Below are 17,404 nucleotides of genomic sequence, written 5' to 3'. Positions count from 1 at the left end.
TAAACTATGTATTACCAGGGTTTTATTTGATTTTTCAGCCCCGAAATAGATGATTTACCCCCCCGGACTCCAACCACCTATGTAGCGTTCCTTAGGAAACACTATTTTTCTTCGCGGTGAGGGCGCGGATTCTTTAGTAATCGACTGTTTCTTTGGCAGCGGCTATTTCTTTGGCACCTATTATTTTTTTGGCAGCGACTTTTCCTTGGGTACGAATAGATTTTCCATATCGACTTTTTCTAGTTTTAGCAGCTGGATTTTTCGCTCTATGCCGGCGCCATAACCAGTGAGGTTGCCTCTCGCACCGATTACCCGGTGACAAGGAACAATTAGCAGAATCGGATTTGCTCCTACCGCTCCCCCGACTGCCTGCGCGGACATGCGCGGGATTCCTCTCTCGCGCGCTATCTGGGCAGCGATTTCCCCATAGGTGACGGTTTCCCCAAAAGGGATGGTGAGCATAATTTCGCAAACTCGTTTTTGAAAGTCCGAACCCGAGAGCTTTATCTTTGGAGTAAACGAGGGCGCGCGTCCTCGAAAATAAGTATCTAACCAGCGGGCAGTTTCACGGAATATCAACAATGATTCTTCCCGAGGACGAGCGCCCGCAGCAGTTGCTACCGCGGCTCGCTGTGATGCCAGCCCCAACCCAGTCAGCGCGCTGCCATCGCTGGACATTACCAACTCGCCCAGCGGAGAATCATAGAACTGGATGAAGGTGTCCGTAGCCGTATGTCTCAAAACCTCTCCTATCTTTCTTATCCTAGCTCCCCGGAACCGCGCCTACTACTCCCAGTTTTGGGGATTTCCAATCGCATAAAGGGGCACGTTTTCCATCCATTCTTGGCCACGAAAACCAGAGAGGCTAAAGCGCCGCAGCCGGGCGGCCTGCGGATAGCGTTCACTAAAGGCGCGCAGACTGCGCGAGCGCAGGTTTTCTTCCGCTTTAACTTCCAACGCATAAACTTGTCCAGATCTTTGCACCAAAAAATCAATTTCACCGCGAGAATTCTCTGCCGACCAGTAATAGGCTGCGGATTCACCTTCGGTAATCAGCTGCTGGCAGACATATTGCTCGGTAAGCGCCCCTTTGAACTCGGTAAAAATCGCATTACCATCAATAATGCTGGCTGCATCCAAATCCGACATTGCCCCCAGCAGCCCCACATCTACCAGGAATAACTTGAACGCTAGCGAATCGTGATATCCAGCTAAAGGAATCCCTGGCTTCTTGATGCGTGAAACTTTGTGAGTGAGCCCTGCTTGGGTTAGCCAAGTAACCACTGAGCGGTAGTTCTTCGCCCTAGCCCCGTCTTTAATCTGCCCAAAAATGAACTTTTTGTTTTCTTTGCCCAGATGCACCGGAATGGAATGCCACAATTCCAAAGCATTTTGGATATCTAAACCGGTAAGATGCTTGGACATATCCCGTTCATATCCTTGCAAGATATTGCGCTGCACTTCGCGAACTTCCGGGAAACTTTCGGTATGAACATAGGTGGCAACCGCCTCAGGCATCCCCCCGACGAAGTAATACTGGCGCAATAGTGATATCAGCTTGGAGGCGAAACTGCCTAGCAGGTCTTTATCGCCCTCATCGATTAGTTCGCGCAGCTTGTCGTTACCGGTGGCGTCCAAAAATTCTCGAAAACTTAACGGATAGAGATTCAGAGTATTAACTTTCCCTACCGGATACCCACTGCCAGAGTGAAAAGTAATCCCCAGTAGGCATCCGGCCACTGCTAGCGCTTGCTGAGGTTCGTTTTCACAAAAGTACTTGAGGGCGGTGAGCGCTAGCGGACACTCTTGAATTTCGTCTAGGATTATCAGGGTTTTCCCAGGCGCAATGGTTTCGCCAGTTTCGATTTCAAAGGCGCGGAGCAATCGTTTCGTATCAAAACCCACCTTGAACTGGGCGCTCATCCGGGGGTTATGGTCGAGATTAATGTAGGCAACGTTCTTGAAGTAGCGTTTGCCAAATTCGCGCAGTATCCACGTTTTCCCCACTTGGCGCGCACCGTTTAATATCAAAGGCTTGCGCCGAGACGATTCTTTCCAGGCGAGTAACTGATCCATGAGGAACCGTTCCACGATGCCCCTCCTTTTAGGTTATGTCCTGATTTTAGCACAAATATGTGAAACTATGTCCTTAATTTGACACATTTATGCGAAAGTATGTCCTTATTTTCGCATAAGTTAGTTTTCCGCCAGTAGAAGCTACGGGAATTCATAGTTGAAAACTGCGGAAAGAGTATCGCCAAGACGGCAGGTTTCAAGCCGTCCGCTTGAGGTGCAACTTCATCACCAGGAGGTGGAAACTGGGTCTCCATTAGAGCTTTAATTCATGGTCAAAGCGAGTTGGGCATTGATGGTAATGTCGCTATTGAACCATTAATCCTGTAGGACGAGGCGGGGAGAAATCCATGGAACAGGCAGAACAACTGCTGGCAGGGCTAGGCGGAGCCGAGAATATTATCGAGATTGAACCCTGCATCACCCGGTTGCGGATAGAGCTGAAAGACCCGCTAAAGCTAAATGAAGATATATTAGCGGATAGCGGAGTAAAAGGGGTGGTGAAAACCGGTCACATTATTCAACTAATCGTAGGCTCGGTCGCCGACAACCTGGCAGCCGACCTAGAAAAACTACGTTAAACCGCGAGCGTTATGCATCCTCTCGAAAATGATAGCCCCGCTAACGATTCCGGCACCCAAAACCCTCCCATCTCCCCTAACTCACCTAAAACCAAGGTCGCTACCTCCCCCGATAAAGACAGCACCCGCCCTGAAACCAGCAAAAACAGTTTTAGAGGGCTGCTGCTCGACCTAGACGGCACTTTAATCGACTCTGAACACACTCATCTGGCCGCCTATAGGCGAATGTTTAAAGCCAAAGGCTGGCAGGTAGCAGAAGCTGAACTGGATATTTTCAAAGGGCGTCCCGGCCCGGAAGTATTTCAAAATGAACCCGGTCCTTGGAGAGGTCTCGACCCCGAAACACTAGGTTTAGAAGCCCGCTCCTATGTTGATATCCAGCGCGACCCTCCCCGTATCTTTGCTGGAGCCCGCAAAATCATGCAGCTAAACGTCCCGAAATGTCTAGTTACTTCCGCGTGGCGCACCTGGGCAATTTTAGCCTCCCAAATGCTCCATTCTCCCGCTGATTTGAAAATCGTCACTCAGGAAGATATTAGCAACGGTAAACCGCACCCAGAACCCTATCTTTTAGGGGCAGCCACCCTGAACCTATCTGCGTCCTCGTGCATAGTAATAGAGGACACCGTTAGCGGAATCTGTTCAGCCCGCCGGGCCGGAGTCGGTAAAATCTATGCGGTAGCTACCAGCCAATCTCCGAATGACCTGCTAGAGGCAGGGGCTAATAGAGTTACCCACAGTTTAGAAGAACTGCTCCCCTATTTTCCGAAAAGCTGGAGGTGAGCATTTTCTAGACCGCTCAGTTCCGCACCAGTGCTTGATTAAACGCTTGATTAAACGGGATGAACCTGGGCTTCCAGCATTTCTAGCAGCTGATTAGCGAAGCAATCAGCGGTAATTTCTTCTAAGAATTTGGTTTTCCCGTCCTCGTCGCGCAGCGGAACACACCAGTTCGGGTATTCAAACTCTGTTCCCGGCTGATTTTGGGTTTGCTGCTCCTTGACCGCATCCGCCAAAGTCAGCACTAACAGGCGCGAGGGAGTAGCGGCAATATAACGGTAAAGAGCCTTAATAATCTCGCCCATGTCCTGCTCATCTTCGGCTAGACCAGCATATTCGATTAGGGCGCGGCGTACCGCTCCAAAAACTCGTTCCTGATTAGCTTCCGCCTCTTCGCGAGAAGAATCCAACAAATCTAAGGATTCCCGTACCCGCAGGTCTTCCCCCGTAAGATAGCCAGCTACTGGCGGCATATCGTGGGTATTCACTGCCGCCAGTTGTTCTCGGCGATAATCGGCAGGTGGAACCAAATGGTCGGGAGCATCGAATTCAAAGAACAGTACCCCGGTGCCTAAAATCCCCCGATAGCGCAGGTAGTCGCGTACCCAGGGTTCTACTGTACCTAAATCTTCTCCCACAATAACCAGGTGGTGACGGTAAGCCTCTAGCAGCAGCACCCCCACCATCGCTTGATGGTTATAGCGTACATAGGTGCCATCTTTGGGGAGCATCCCATCTGGAATCCACCATAGGCGCAGCAGTCCCATCACGTGGTCGATACGAAGTGCACCCCCCATTTTTGCGGCAGCAGCCACCATGCGACGCAAAGGCTCATAGGCTTGCTGTTCGAGGCGATCGGGACGCCACGGCGGCTGCGACCAATTCTGACCTAACTGGTTATACATATCCGCCGGAGCACCCACTGATATCCCTTTGGCGTACACATCTGTGTCACTCCAATGATCAGCACCAAGCTGGTGGGTTCCCACCGCCAAATCGTGCATTACCCCAATCTTCATGCCGGATTCGATAGCTGTTTCATGGGCTTGACGTAGCTGCCCGTAGCAAATCCATTGCAACCATTTATAGAACTCACGGCGCTCGCCCAGCTCATGATTAGCTTTTTCAAGTTGTTCTGCGCTAGGGTTTTGCCACTTTTCGGGCAGATTAAGTCCGTATTTTTCAGTTAGGGCGCACCAGGTAGCGAACTGCTCTAACGCAGTGCCCTGTTCGGAAACAAAACCTTGATAGTTTTCTTCTCGCTCTTCGGATAGTGGAACCTGATAGATAATTTCTAGGGCTTGCAATTTACTTGCCCAAACCGGGTTACGTTTAATCAAATCACCACTGAAGAAAGCGGCACTAACGTCAGAGTTGCCGGGTATAGCTTCTGAATCTTGTTCACCGAGACTAAGCTGGGCTGCTTGCCGGAGCTGCTCAATCTTTTGTCGGTTCGTACTTGAAAGAAGTTTAGACTCTTTTATCGCATCGGGGCGAATATAAATCGGATTCCAAAAACGCCTGGAACAGGGAAGGTAAGGTGAGTTTTCCAGGGGAAAGGTCACTTGGGAAGCATGTACCGGGTTAATCAACAAGAAATCTGCACCCTTTGCAGCTGCCCATTGACAGGTTTTAGCCAAGTCAGCGGCATCACCTATTCCCCAGGATTCCCGAGAGGGAGTGGCGTAAAACTGGCTCATCACTCCCCAGGCGCGTCCTTGCCGCAAATCCGGCAAAATCAAGCGTGCCGGAGTTACCGCCACTGGGCAGACATAGGTACGCTCATCTCCCTCTATTTGCGCCGTCAGTCGATGCCAACCCAGAGGTTGCCCGGGAGGAATATCGAATGTAGCTTCACCGGTTAGCACCCCGTTAATATCCCGCGGAGGAACTAGCACGTCCATTTGGGGAAGCTGCCAAGACCCGCCCTCCTCAAAATGTAACGTCAAAGTTACGGCTTTACCATGCGGAACGTGTACCCGAATCCAATAGTGATCATCGTTGCGGGTAACTATAGATTCGGGGAGGACGCGATGCCAGGGACGTTCCTCTGCCAGGTTCAAGGAAGCAGCTATCTGGGTAGGCGTTTCAGCAGCTACATCCATTGATTTGAGTACCGCGCGCAAAGTTTCATCCGAGACAAAGCGATGAACGCCGGCATAGTCCCAATAGTCAAGTGCAATACCGTAAGCACTTGCCAGCCGTTTTAGGGAGTCTTGTTCCTCGCTCATTTTGGATTCCCGTCCTTAGCTCACGAAATAATACGCCTTTAATATACCGCTTTATGTTGGTTAGGCGCGGCGTAATCGGCGGTGAGTTACCCGATGAGGACGAGCTGCCTCTGCCCCCAGGCGATCCACCTTGTTCTTTTCATAGGATTCAAAGTTTCCCTCGAACCAATACCAGTTTGCCGGGTCATCTTCTGTGCCCTCCCAGGCCAGAATATGGGTGGCAACCCGGTCAAGGAACCAGCGATCGTGAGTGATTACCACTGCACACCCCGGGAACTCTAGCAGCGCATTTTCCAGGCTGGCTAAAGTTTCCACATCGAGATCATTGGTCGGCTCGTCCAAGAGCAACAGGTTTCCACCCTGCTTTAGGGTAAGCGCCAGGTTTAACCGGTTGCGTTCCCCACCAGAGAGCACTCCCGCCGGTTTTTGCTGGTCAGCACCTTTAAATCCAAAGGAAGCCACATAGGCGCGGGACGGAATGGTTACTCCCCCCACATCTAGAAAATCCAGTCCATCGGATACTACTTCCCAAAGGCTCTTATCAGGGTCAATTCCGGCGCGGTTCTGATCGACGTAACTGACTTTCACAGTTTCCCCGATATCAAGAGTTCCCGAATCGAGTTCTTCTAGCCCCACAATTGTCTTAAACAGAGTGGTTTTACCCACCCCGTTCGGACCGATAATCCCCACGATTCCGTTCGGGGGTAAGTTAAACGAGAGGTCTTTGATTAACTGGCGATCCCCAAAACCTTTACACAGGTTCTCGGCGCGCAAAACCACGGTTCCCAGGCGCGGCCCTGGCGGAATCTGAATCTCTTCAAAGTCCAGTTTCTTGGTGCGCTTGGCCTCTGCCTGCATTTCTTCGTAGCGCTGCAAACGTGCCTTGGATTTGGCTTGCCGTCCCTTAGCTGAAGACCGCACCCACTGCAGTTCCTCTTTCAGACGTTTAGCAAGCTTTGCGTCCTTACGCCCCTGGATTTCCAGGCGTTCGCGCTTCTTTTCCAAATAGGTCGAATAGTTACCTTCGTAAGGATATAAACGCCCGCGATCAACTTCCGCAATCCATTCTGCCACGTGATCTAGGAAATAACGGTCGTGGGTAATCGCGATAACTGCTCCCTTATAAGAGTGCAGATGCTTTTCTAGCCACAGGATGGATTCGGCATCCAAATGGTTAGTAGGTTCATCAAGGAGCAGCAGGTCAGGAGCTTTTAATAGCAGCTGACAGAGGGCGACCCGGCGGCGCTCCCCACCGGAAAGCACCGACACCGGTGTCTCCGGGGGTGGACAGCGCAAGGCATCCATTGCCTGTTCTAATTGAGAATCCACATCCCAACCGTCGGCAGCGTCAATCTCAGCTTGCAGAGTCCCCATTTCTTCCATTAGGGCATCAAAATCGGCATCCGGATCGGCCATTAACGCAGATATCTCGTTAAAACGATCGAGTTTGGCTTTTAGCGGACCTACTCCTTGCTCCACGTTTTCTTTAACCGTGAGATTGTCGTCAAGCACAGGCTCTTGCATCAAAATCCCCACGGTATAGCCAGGACTTAGACGTGCCTCTCCATTGGAAGGCTCATCTAGACCTGCCATAATCTTAAGGATTGAAGATTTGCCGGCTCCGTTAGGACCAACCATGCCGATTTTGGCTCCCGGAAGGAAAGCCATTGTCACATCATCTAAAATCACCTTGTCACCAAGGGATTTACGGGTGTGAATCATTTGGTAAATGAACTCTGCCACTGCTGCCACTTTCTGCCAGACGGTATGTTTGTAATACCCAGAATAGTGGACTTAAAAACGCAAAGCGAACCTCCTTAGATTTGGTTCAGGTGTCTTAGGCCGCTTGACCGTTAAAAGTGGTTTCGAGTATATATTCGCCGTTCGGATCCAAACTGCTCTCCTGTTGCGAGGACGAATCATAGGTTTCAGCAGATGGGTTTCCTTCTTGCAGAGGGGATTCGTTGGTAATTTCCCCAGTTTCATGATCAAGTCTCTCTTGGGGTGATAGCTCGAATTCGCCCTCTGGGTCTGCAAGTGAGGAAGCGGTATCAGACGGGGCAGAACCGAGGTTTCCCCGTTTGGGAAGCGCACCCACCATCCGCACAAAATTAGATTCCCCTAAAGTGAGATCGTGCCCCAAAGATGAGGCGGTCAGCTCTAGCCCATAGTGGGTTACGCTGTCTTTATCTTCCCATTTACTGCGGATTAGGCGTCCGGAAGCAATAATTGGGTCCCCAATTTTTATAGAGCGGGAAACATAGTGCGCTCCCCAGCCCCAAACTTTTATCCGAACTGTTAAGGATTCTCCCTTTTGCCAGTTACCGTGATTATCGCGGTAATAGGGGGTATGCATCACCCGGAAAGTACTTAGCGCTTTTTCGGGTTTAGCGGGGTCAGGACGGTGAAATGTGGGGGCGGTTGCCACCCAGCCGGTAAAGGTAACCTCGATATTTGATTTACTCATTTTTCCTCCTAGTGTTGGTTACCTCACCATGTTGCAAAGTTTCCCCGAGATTTTCTAAAAACAAAACTCTCTCACCAGGAAAAAGTGGGATTATCTCCCCTTGGGGACACGGAATTAGCTCGCGGCGATTTTCCCTATAGACTAAGAAACGGTCAGCCCCCGTAGCTCAAAGGATAGAGCAAGGGCCTTCTAATCCCGAGGTTGCAGGTTCGATTCCTGTCGGGGGCGCCAAGTGTCACCCAGGTAAACCGGTTTTACCTGCCAGTATTCCCAATACCCCCTCCCCGACAGCTTTAGTAACTACGCCCTGACAGCTTTCGCTAGTTTCGATCACCAATCTTTAGACTACGTACAGCTGCGCGTCCTTAAGAACCGGATTGTTAGCCCTACGCCCCCAAGCCTTGCGCCAAAACCTCTTTCGCGACCTCTTGACATTCTTCGCTGGACGGGCCTTCTCCGGGCGACCAAAGTGCTTTGCGGTAGTAACGAAGTTCCTGGATAGATTCACGAATGTCGGCGAGGGCGCGGTGCCCCCCATGCTTTTCCGGTGCGTTATAAAAGGCGCGCGGATACCAACGTTTGGCCAGTTCTTTTACCGAAGAAACATCCACTAGCCGGTAATGCAGGTGTGAGATTACCTGTGGCATTTCCTTTTCCAGGAACTGTTTATCAGTACCTACCGAATTTCCTGCCAACAGAGCCTGGCCTTTACCGGGAACGAAACGTTTAATGTAGTCCAAAACCTGTTTTTCGGCCTCCGCCAAATCGAGCGCCACCGCAGTTTCCAATTCCGCTAACAAACCGGACTTAGTGTGCATCTCGCGCACAAAATCCCCCATATGATCTAAGGCCTCCGCCCTAGGTTTAATCAGCAAATCGATTCCCTCATCCACGATATTGGTCTGTCCATCGGTGATAATCACTGCCACTTCTAGTAGGCAATCTTTCTCTAAATCCAGACCGGTCATTTCGCAGTCAATCCACACGAGCGGTTCTTTCAAGTTATTACTCATACCTTTACCCTAATCCAAACTTGCCTCAGTGCCAGATAGCGAAAGCCCGCGCAGCTTGGTTCATAATCCCGATAGGTTATGAAATATCGATTATGGGAGGAATGATGAATACTGTTAGCGCTAAAGATATCGAGGTGGCTGCCGGGGTATTAGCCAAGGTAGCGAGCAAAACTCCGCTACAAAAAAGTGAGCGTCTAAGCTCCGAAGTGGGCAGACCGGTTTATCTTAAGCGCGAAGATTTGCAGATTTGCCGTTCTTTTAAAGTGCGCGGCGCCTATGTGCGTATGGCAGCTATGGATGAGGACGAACGCAAAGCCGGGGTGGTGTGCGCTTCGGCGGGTAACCACGCCCAGGGAGTTGCCTATGCCTGTTCTAAATTAGGGATTAAGGGAACTATTTTCTTGCCGGCCTCTACCCCTAGGCAAAAACGTAAACGGATCGCCACTATTGGGGGCAAATGGGTGGAGCAGGTGATCGTGGCCGGGGATTTTGATGAAGCTAACCGGGTGGCAGCGGCAGCCGCTAAAGAGGGGGGCAAAGTATATGTACACCCATATGACGACCCCTACACTATAGCCGGTCAAGGCAGTATTGCAGTGGATTTAGATTCTCAGCTGCCAGCTGATACCGATATGGTTTTAATTCCGGTGGGAGGTGGCGGTTTAATCGCCGGAATGGCGACTTGGCTCAAAGCCCACCGCCCTGGAATCCGGATTGTGGGGGTGGAATCTGCCGGCGCGGCCTCGATGAAAGCAGCCCTTCAGGCAGGGAATCCGGTTTCCCTAGATCGGGTAGATTCTTTCGTAGATGGCACCGCCGTGGGCAGAGCTGGAGATTTGACCTATCAGATTGTGCGGGAACTGGTGGATGATATTGTGGTGGTTCCCGAGGGCGCAGTTTGTACCGAGATGCTTGACCTTTATCATTCCGAGGGCGTTATTGCGGAACCAGCCGGGGCGCTCGCGTCGGCAGCGGCACGCAACTTTTTACCCCAAATCCCTAATGGTTCGGTCATTTGCCTGGTTTCTGGCGGCAATAATGACCTGTCACGTTACGCGGAAGTAACGGAGCGTTCTGGACGTTACGAAGGTTTACGCCACTATTTCCTGGTTACTTTTAATCAGGAGCCGGGGGCTTTGCGCTCATTCCTAAATGACGTGCTCAGCGACGGTGAGGATATTATTTATTTCCAGTACACCAAGAAGAATAATCGGGATACCGGTCCGGCGCTAGTAGGGATTGAGCTACCGGATTCAACAGATATTAAAGGACTGCGCAGACGGATGGCTGCTTCTCCCCTGCAAGTACAAGAAATCGATCCGTCTTCGCAAATCTTTAAGATTTTGGTCTAGATTTCTTGGGGCTGACTCCCCTACTCTATTAGCCCATTTCTGCCCTGGTTTTGGGATTTAGCTAAATCTTTGGGCTGATTATTTGGGTACTAATCCAATACTATTGCGCCATTACCTATAGTTTTGGGGCTGCGCTAAGCGATTTTAGCGCAGCCCCAAAACTTTGCCCTTAACTATTCAACTATTTCATGGTTTTTGCACCCTCTTCTTGAGCTGCTACTGCCCGAGAAATAGCTTCGTCAAGAGATTTTTGTGCTTGCCCATATTTTGCCCAATCGCCAGCTTTCATAGCGGTATTAGCTTCCGCCATCGCTTTCTTGGCATCTTGCAAAGCGGTATTGAGCTTTTCTTGAGCACTGGGTGCTTTGGTAGCCGCCGGCGTTTCCTTCCCTTTAGCTGCCGGGGCGTTCTTGTTGCCGTCATTGGAGGCAGTAACCGCCCCAGAGTTTCCGCCAAATACCTGATCTAGAGCGTCTTTGAGAGTAGGCGCGAATCCGACCTTATCACCAAAGCCAACCAGTACGCTCCTGAGCTGCGGATACTGGGTAGTACCGGTGGATTGAACATAGACCGGTTGCACATAAAGCAGACCGCCCCCTACTGGCAAAGTCAGCAGGTTTCCGCGGATAACCCTAGAGCCTTGCTGGTCTTGCAGATTCAGCTCCCGGTTTACCTCGGGGTCAGAGTTGAAAGTATTTTGCACCTGCCCCGAACCGGGAACCGTGGTATCAGAGGGCAAAGCCAAAAGTCGCATCTTGCCGTAGCCTTCGCGCACTTTACCTTTCTGATTACCGGTTTCCGAATCTACGGCCAAGAAGCCAGCCATGGCTGCGCGCCGACCTTCACCACCGGGAATAAACACTGAGGTTAATGAAAATTCGGCACTACCCTGATCGGTGTTCTTACCGGTAGGCATTTTCATCGTCAAATAATAGGGTGGCTGTAGCTTGCCTGACCCGGCTAATTCTCGGGACGTAGCCGTAGGATCTTCAGAAAGTTTCCACTGGTCACCACCGGTATAAAACTCCGAAGGATTGGTGACGTGGTAGTTAGCCAATAGGGAGCGTTGCACCTTGAAATAATCTTCCGGGTAGCGCAGGTGGCTCATTAAATCGCCACTGATTTCCGAAAGTGGTTTTACCTGTCCAGGATAGATTTTCTGCCAGGCTTTCAGAATCGGATCTTCTTTATCCCACTGGTACAGCTGCACTGAACCGTCGTAGGCGTCAACTACGGCTTTAACCGAGTTGCGCATATAGTTCACATTATTTTGGGTAGCGAACTGCATGGTCTTAGCCGTAGCCGTATCGGCAGTCGCGTCGTTAAGGTTTATGTGCTGTGAATACGGATAAGAATCAGTGGTGGTGTAGGCATCAACAATCCACACCAAGCGTTTCTTCGCGCCCTGCTTGTCATCCATATTGACGATTGCGGGATAGGCACGAGAATCCAAGGTGAGATAGGGAGCCACTTTCGCTACCCGCTTAGCTGGATCGCGGTCATAGAGAATCTGGGATTCGCTGTTTATCTGGTCAGAGAAGAACAAATCGGTGGAACGGAACTTTAGGGCATAGAGCACTTTGTTAAAGAAGTTTCCAACTTTCGGACCGCCGTCACCATCAAAAGTGGTGTAAACCTGTTTATTGTTCTTTGCATCCTGATAGTCCAGTTCTTTAGGCTCTGCCCCTTTAGGTGCGCCCACAATCGAATACTGCGGAGAAGCCTTAGAGAAGTAGATACGCTTCTCGTAGTCTCCGATTTCTCCAGATTCTTTATCGGACAGGGAAGATTCCCAATATGAAGGTAGCCCCTCGGAAGTCACCTGGTTACCGTAGGCGGCAACTACCCCGAAACCGTGGGTATAAACCGTGTGGTCATTGACCCAGTTACGTTGGGAACTGGCTAAACCTGACAGGTTAATGTCACGTACCGCAATCACGGTATCACGTTTTTCAGTTCCTCCATTTTTATCCGGGAAATTATAGCGATCAACCGCGAATTGATCCGGGAAAGAATAGTAAGGACGAGACTGTTTCATCTGCCGTACCGCTGGAGAAATAATCTCGGGGTCAAGTAGGCGAATCTGCTGGGTAGAGTCCGCGTCCTTACGCAGCTGATTGGCGCTGGTTTCATTAGTTACCTGGTCATAGGAAATCAGATCTAAATCTTTCATCCCGAAGGCATCCAAAGTGGCTTTAATATTCCGGTCAATATATTGACTCTCTAATTCCCGCTCGTTAGGACGTACCCGGAACTGCTGGATAATGAACGGGTATCCCACCCCGATTACCAAAGCCGATACTACGGTCACTGCAATCCCTGCTGCCGGTAGATACCAGCCCCCCCTAAAGGCGGCGAACACAAACAATGCCGCCACAATCAAAGCGATAACCGCCAAAATCGTGCGAGCCGGAATAATCGCGTGTACATCGGTGTACATAGCCCCATCGGTAGGTGAATTTTGCCCATAAACCATAGTCCAGCGGTCAATGAAATAGGTTACCCCCACCATCACTGAAGAAATTGCCAGCAATATTCCCATATGAATCCGGGCTGGTTTACTGGCTTTGGCTTTAGGGCTAATCCTCATTGAACCTAGCAGATAATAGGCGATTAAACAGGCAACCAAAGATATCCCTAGCAGGGTCAATAAGAAAGTAACAATCAGGTCGATTAAGGGCAGACGGAAAACGAAGAACGAAACATCAAAACCGAATTGGGAATCCTTTTTACCAAATGATCCCCCGGTAAAAGCGACTAATATCTGTCGCCAATTGGTAGACATTCCCACTGCCAAGAACGCAGCGATTACTGCGGGAATACCGAAGAAGATTAAACGGTTATGCCGGGTAATCTCTGAACGGTAGGAGCGCATTGAGGAAGCTACAGTTCCCATTTCTGGACGGTTACGATAGGCAATACGCAAATTGACTGCCAAAATCACCCAGGCCAGGACGAACGCAACTATAAACATTCCTCCGGCAGCTACCCATTGGGTCAGTAATACTCGCAAATACCCGGTTTGCCGATACCAGAGAATCTCGGTCCAGACTGTTGAAGCCACTAGCAGCACCCCCACCAGCGCTACTATTACGCCAATAGCGATAGTGAGCGGTCCGGGTTTTTTAAACTTTATTTTCGGCAAGGGTTCGCCCTTGCTATTTGAAGAGCCCCCGGAGCCAGATTGGCTATTGCCACCGCCTCGACCTGACCCAAATCCCCCGGGAAAACCAGGGAAACCCCCGCCTTTCCCGCCACCAAAACCAAGATTTCCAAATAAATCGTTACTCACGAGCCCCTCCGGGTTCTAGTCAATATCTGCCTTACCGTATTCTTTCATGTTTAAGAGTTTTACTCACGCTGGCTAACTAAAGTAGCCGCGCCCCTTACAAAAATGGCAACATTACCTCATGGCTACTTCACCGGATTTGTCTTCTGCGCAGCTATCTTTGCGCTTAGCGGTTTCCTCTTTAGAAAAAGATATTGCCAGTCTAGGCTGGGATAGACCTCCTAGCTTATTCGCCCTGGTTTACACCAAGTCAATTTTTCCGCAATTAGAAGCAGAGATGGATTCTAAGCAAGCTGAACAGCTGCGCGGCGCGCTGACGGAGAATCCGCTACATTTGACGGCAGTTTTACAAGACCATCTTCCCTCGGCAGATTTAATGCAAACTTTAGGGCATCTAGTCTTTGGCGAGGACGTGGCGGGAGTGGCAGTCGCGATGGAACGTTTTTTGGTTTCTCCCCAAGCCGATACCGAAGCGCCTGAAGACCCGAAGGAACGGGAGCAGTTCTTACTGTCTCACCCCTCTCGTCAAGACGTGCGGATTGTAGCCGCCGCTACCCGTGACGGAAATACCTGGTGCGCTTCTAGGGCACGCAGCGAAGATAGCGATGATATGGTGGCGCACGGTGAAAGCATTGTCCCCGAACTTTTAGCGGTTCTGAAAGCTATGTTGGTTAGTGATGATGAGCTTCGTGAGCTAGCTACTTCTGGGGACAGCTAGGCAAATTACTAACCTTATTGGACGCGATTTGCTCACTAACCTCCCGTGCCTGATGCAGATTTTGTACCGGCACAGCCTGGATTCCCTTAATGGGTTTCACTTCCGAACAATTTGCTTTAGGCAGCAGGAACCAGCGAGCACCATCGTTTTTCGCACCAGCCATTTTTTGGGGAACCCCAGATATTGCCAAAACCTCACCACCATAGGAAATAGCGCCAGTTCCAGCGATATTTTTTCCTCCGGTTAAAGATGTGGGCGTGAGAGAATCGATTATCCCGAGGGCGAACATGGTTCCCGCAGATGGTCCTCCCACTTCCTGTAAGGCGATTTGAATATCTATCGGTAGCTTTGCTTGGGTATCAAGATATACTCCCAACTGCGAGCCCCGGCGCCCATCGGCAGGTTTACGGGTTTTCCCGCTAACCGATAGAGTCTTGCCCGCGCGCTGCACCTTAAAGCTTAGGGAGCTATCGGCAGGTGCCTCCTCCAAAACATCAAAAAGAGAGTTAGCGAAACTTAAGACCTGGGTTTTTCCCTTAAAAGTAACTTCTTCTAAGATGTCGTTTTCTTTGAGTTTATCTGCAAAATCAGAGTCTTGCGCCACTCCGGTTACTCGGAATTTTGCTGTCACTTTATATCCAAGTTCACTCAGGGCTGCGACTTTCGCACTCATTTGAGAGTCTTCCATCTGCGCTTTGGATACCTGTTCAATCTCTTTTTGGGTTACCCCTTCGGGATAGACCTCAGATTCAGGTAGAACCGCACTTGAGGGTTTAAATTTGGCAAGTAGAACTTCTGCATAGGTGACATGAGTTCCCGGTCCTCCCCGCATTGATACCGTCACCATCCGAAGCTCACCGCTAGTGGGATAAGTTTTTGCCCCTTTAATTTTAATAATCTCCCCATGGTTGGATTGGGAACGTAAAACGTTAAAGGTCGGACCGGGAGATTCGATTATAAAAGGAGCGCGGAGCGCAAAACCTACCACCATGAAACCGATAACTGACAGCACCATCATGGCTTTACCTATCCGTCCTTGGCGGAGAGATTTTGCGGATCGATCCCGTTTCATCTGTTCTCCTTTATAAAGTCCTATTTTGCGCTCCGCCTAAGGCGAAACCGGCTCAGCTACCTAGTAGTGCGCCCTCAATACCGCTACTCTTAAAGACAGTAGTCTATTTTCACGGGGGGTGCGCACTTGAAAGAGCAGAACGGCGACGAGCAACGCCCTGAATGGTTCAAAGTGCTAAAACAAATGCTGGGGGAAGAAGCAGCCGAGGACGCCTACCGTCAGTTGCAAGCGCAAGGACTTGACCCCGAAAAGCTCAGTGGGGGCGCAATGCAGCTGCCTTTCGGGGCTTCCGGCTCCCTTTTTTCCAGTCAGCTAAAACAGTTTTTTACCCCTTCCGAGGACGCGGTTAATTGGCAAGCTGCTACCGAGGTTGCTTCCTCGCGGCTACCGCAATCTGCACCTACCAGTGCCGCCCAGGCGCAAAAGATTCGCAATCAGCTAGCAGTTGCCGACCTGTGGCTTGACGCGGTTACTACTTTGACTCCTACCGGCAGTGACCGGGTGGCGTGGACACCTCGGGAATGGATTAACGCTACCCTACCCGCCTGGCAGCGCCTGAGTGAACCGGTGATTGCTAACGTGGTGCGAGCTTTTACTGAGGCTATTGCCCAGCAGTTTGACCGGCAAGGAATAGACCGCGAAGAGATGAAAGCCTCGGCAGCAATCCCGGGGATTGGCCAGATTCTAGGCCCAATGGATCCGGATGCATTACTAAAGAACTTGGCTGCGGGATTGTTTGCTGTCCAGATTGGTCAAGCTATGGGGCAGATTGCCCAAGAGGCTTTTGGCTCAACCGATATCGGCATCCCCCTGGCTAAAGAACGAATTATGGGGCTAGTTCCGGTTAATATACAGCAGTTTTCAAATGACTTAGATATTAGTGATGAAGAAATTGGACAGTATATTGCGGTTAGGGAGGCGGCTCATGCCCGACTTTTCCATTCTGTCCCCTGGTTGCGTCATAAGCTATCCCAGCTGATTTCCCGGTATGCACAAGAGATACGGATTGACCCGGAGGCTATTGATAGGTCGGTTAGGGATTTGCAAGATCGTCTGCAAGAGCAGCTGGGCGATACCCAAGGCGCTATTGGTTTGCCCATTGGAGGGATTAATCCCGCCGGTTTTAGCTCTACCCTGCCCGCCGATATTTTTGCGGCGGAAGAGACGGAGCGGCAGCGTCAAGCTATGGAGGATTTGCAGACCCTACTGGCGTTGATTGAGGGATGGGTGGATGAGGTTTCTACCAGAGCCTGTATGCCGAACCTGGAACATGTGATACAGCTAAGAGAGCTTATGCGCCGGCGTAGAGCCACCACTTCCCCTATCGAAACCGTATTGAAACCTCTGATAGGGATGGAGTTACGCCCCAAGTATTCACGTCAAGCAGCAAATCTTTGGGCGCTTTTACTCACCCAGCGGGGAATGAAAGAACGAGATCAGCTTTGGTCTCATCCGGATATGATTCCCACTTTGGAAGATTTGACTGACCCGGAAAATTTTGTGAATAAAAGCGACAAAGAATCAGAAAAAGACCAAGTTGATCAGGATTTAGATTCTCTGCTTTCCGGTACTTTGGGTTGGGCGCAAGGATTGACCCCGCAAGTGGACTCGCAGGGAGACCAGTTAGTGGGATTTTCTCCTAAGGACGGGCCGACTGATAATACGCAAAGTTCTGTTGAGGACGATTGGGGTAAATCAAATGGAGACTACGGCTTGGGTGGAAACGATTTACCACCCGACACTCCCGGTAAATAGAGTTTAAATAATAGTTATCCACAGATTTAAAGTTGCTCTAGCCTCGCAGTTTCAATCTTGAAATGCTTAAGCC

Annotated in this window: 13 protein-coding genes and 1 tRNA gene; 6 read left to right on the top strand and 8 right to left on the bottom strand. The window is 50.5% G+C overall.

The genetic code is table 11. The annotated features are described in order from the left end of the window. Positions 1–180: 180 nt before the first annotated feature. A complete protein-coding gene (locus QZT94_RS06330) occupies positions 181–741 on the bottom strand; it encodes a methylated-DNA--[protein]-cysteine S-methyltransferase (RefSeq protein ID WP_296763072.1) in 561 nt (186 codons plus the stop codon). A 45-nt stretch (positions 742–786) separates the two neighbouring features. Then, positions 787–2,091, bottom strand: coding sequence for an ATP-binding protein (locus tag QZT94_RS06325; protein ID WP_270625904.1), 1,305 nt, complete (start codon positions 2,089–2,091; stop codon positions 787–789). 332 nt (positions 2,092–2,423) lie between these two features. On the opposite strand from QZT94_RS06325, the gene QZT94_RS06320 reads away from it, so the two are divergent. Beyond that, positions 2,424–2,654: a PTS glucose/sucrose transporter subunit IIB gene (locus tag QZT94_RS06320; protein WP_270625905.1), complete on the top strand. Its 231-nt coding sequence runs from the start codon at positions 2,424–2,426 to the stop codon at positions 2,652–2,654. Between the two features lie 12 nt (positions 2,655–2,666). After that, positions 2,667–3,437, top strand: a complete 771-nt coding sequence (locus QZT94_RS06315) for an HAD-IA family hydrolase (RefSeq protein ID WP_072509548.1) — start codon at positions 2,667–2,669, stop codon at positions 3,435–3,437. Between the two features lie 50 nt (positions 3,438–3,487). Here QZT94_RS06315 and malQ read toward each other — a convergent pair whose 3' ends face one another. The 3 genes from malQ to QZT94_RS06300 all read right to left on the bottom strand — a co-directional run bounded on the left by malQ (position 3,488) and on the right by QZT94_RS06300 (position 8,132). Next, the gene (gene malQ / locus QZT94_RS06310) at positions 3,488–5,665 is read right to left on the bottom strand and encodes a 4-alpha-glucanotransferase (protein ID WP_296763067.1); all 2,178 of its coding nucleotides are present in this window, start codon (positions 5,663–5,665) and stop codon (positions 3,488–3,490) included. Positions 5,666–5,725: 60 nt separating this feature from the next. Continuing rightward, positions 5,726–7,408, bottom strand: coding sequence for an energy-dependent translational throttle protein EttA (gene ettA / locus QZT94_RS06305; protein WP_072509824.1), 1,683 nt, complete (start codon positions 7,406–7,408; stop codon positions 5,726–5,728). A gap of 94 nt (positions 7,409–7,502) precedes the next feature. After that, the gene (locus QZT94_RS06300; protein ID WP_072509546.1) at positions 7,503–8,132 is read right to left on the bottom strand and encodes a single-stranded DNA-binding protein; all 630 of its coding nucleotides are present in this window, start codon (positions 8,130–8,132) and stop codon (positions 7,503–7,505) included. Positions 8,133–8,287: 155 nt separating this feature from the next. On the opposite strand from QZT94_RS06300, the gene QZT94_RS06295 reads away from it, so the two are divergent. Further along, positions 8,288–8,363: transfer RNA gene (locus QZT94_RS06295), tRNA-Arg, on the top strand. 155 nt (positions 8,364–8,518) lie between these two features. On the opposite strand, the gene orn is transcribed toward QZT94_RS06295, so the two are convergent. Further along, entirely contained in the window at positions 8,519–9,145 is a 627-nt protein-coding gene (orn, locus tag QZT94_RS06290; RefSeq protein ID WP_072509545.1) for an oligoribonuclease, read from the bottom strand. A gap of 101 nt (positions 9,146–9,246) precedes the next feature. Between orn and ilvA the strand changes: the two genes are divergently transcribed. Further along, a complete protein-coding gene (gene ilvA / locus QZT94_RS06285) occupies positions 9,247–10,497 on the top strand; it encodes a threonine ammonia-lyase IlvA (protein WP_296773293.1) in 1,251 nt (416 codons plus the stop codon). Between the two features lie 181 nt (positions 10,498–10,678). Here the strand turns inward: ilvA and QZT94_RS06280 are convergent, their stop codons facing one another. Then, a complete protein-coding gene (locus tag QZT94_RS06280; protein WP_296763062.1) occupies positions 10,679–13,789 on the bottom strand; it encodes a UPF0182 family protein in 3,111 nt (1,036 codons plus the stop codon). A 118-nt stretch (positions 13,790–13,907) separates the two neighbouring features. On the opposite strand from QZT94_RS06280, the gene QZT94_RS06275 reads away from it, so the two are divergent. Next, positions 13,908–14,504, top strand: coding sequence for a PPA1309 family protein (locus QZT94_RS06275; RefSeq protein WP_270625935.1), 597 nt, complete (start codon positions 13,908–13,910; stop codon positions 14,502–14,504). On the opposite strand, the gene QZT94_RS06270 is transcribed toward QZT94_RS06275, so the two are convergent. Further along, the gene (locus tag QZT94_RS06270; protein WP_270625936.1) at positions 14,485–15,576 is read right to left on the bottom strand and encodes a S16 family serine protease; all 1,092 of its coding nucleotides are present in this window, start codon (positions 15,574–15,576) and stop codon (positions 14,485–14,487) included. The two genes, QZT94_RS06275 and QZT94_RS06270, sit on opposite strands and share 20 nt — an antisense overlap. Before the next feature lie 126 nt (positions 15,577–15,702). Here QZT94_RS06270 and QZT94_RS06265 point away from each other — a divergent pair, with 126 nt between their 5' ends. Beyond that, positions 15,703–17,331: a zinc-dependent metalloprotease gene (locus tag QZT94_RS06265; protein WP_296763058.1), complete on the top strand. Its 1,629-nt coding sequence runs from the start codon at positions 15,703–15,705 to the stop codon at positions 17,329–17,331. Positions 17,332–17,404: the final 73 nt, after the last annotated feature.

Source organism: Varibaculum sp. (assembly GCF_008661855.1).
Taxonomy (GTDB): domain Bacteria; phylum Actinomycetota; class Actinomycetes; order Actinomycetales; family Actinomycetaceae; genus Varibaculum; species Varibaculum timonense_A.
This window is presented reverse-complemented; position numbering and strand designations above follow the sequence as displayed.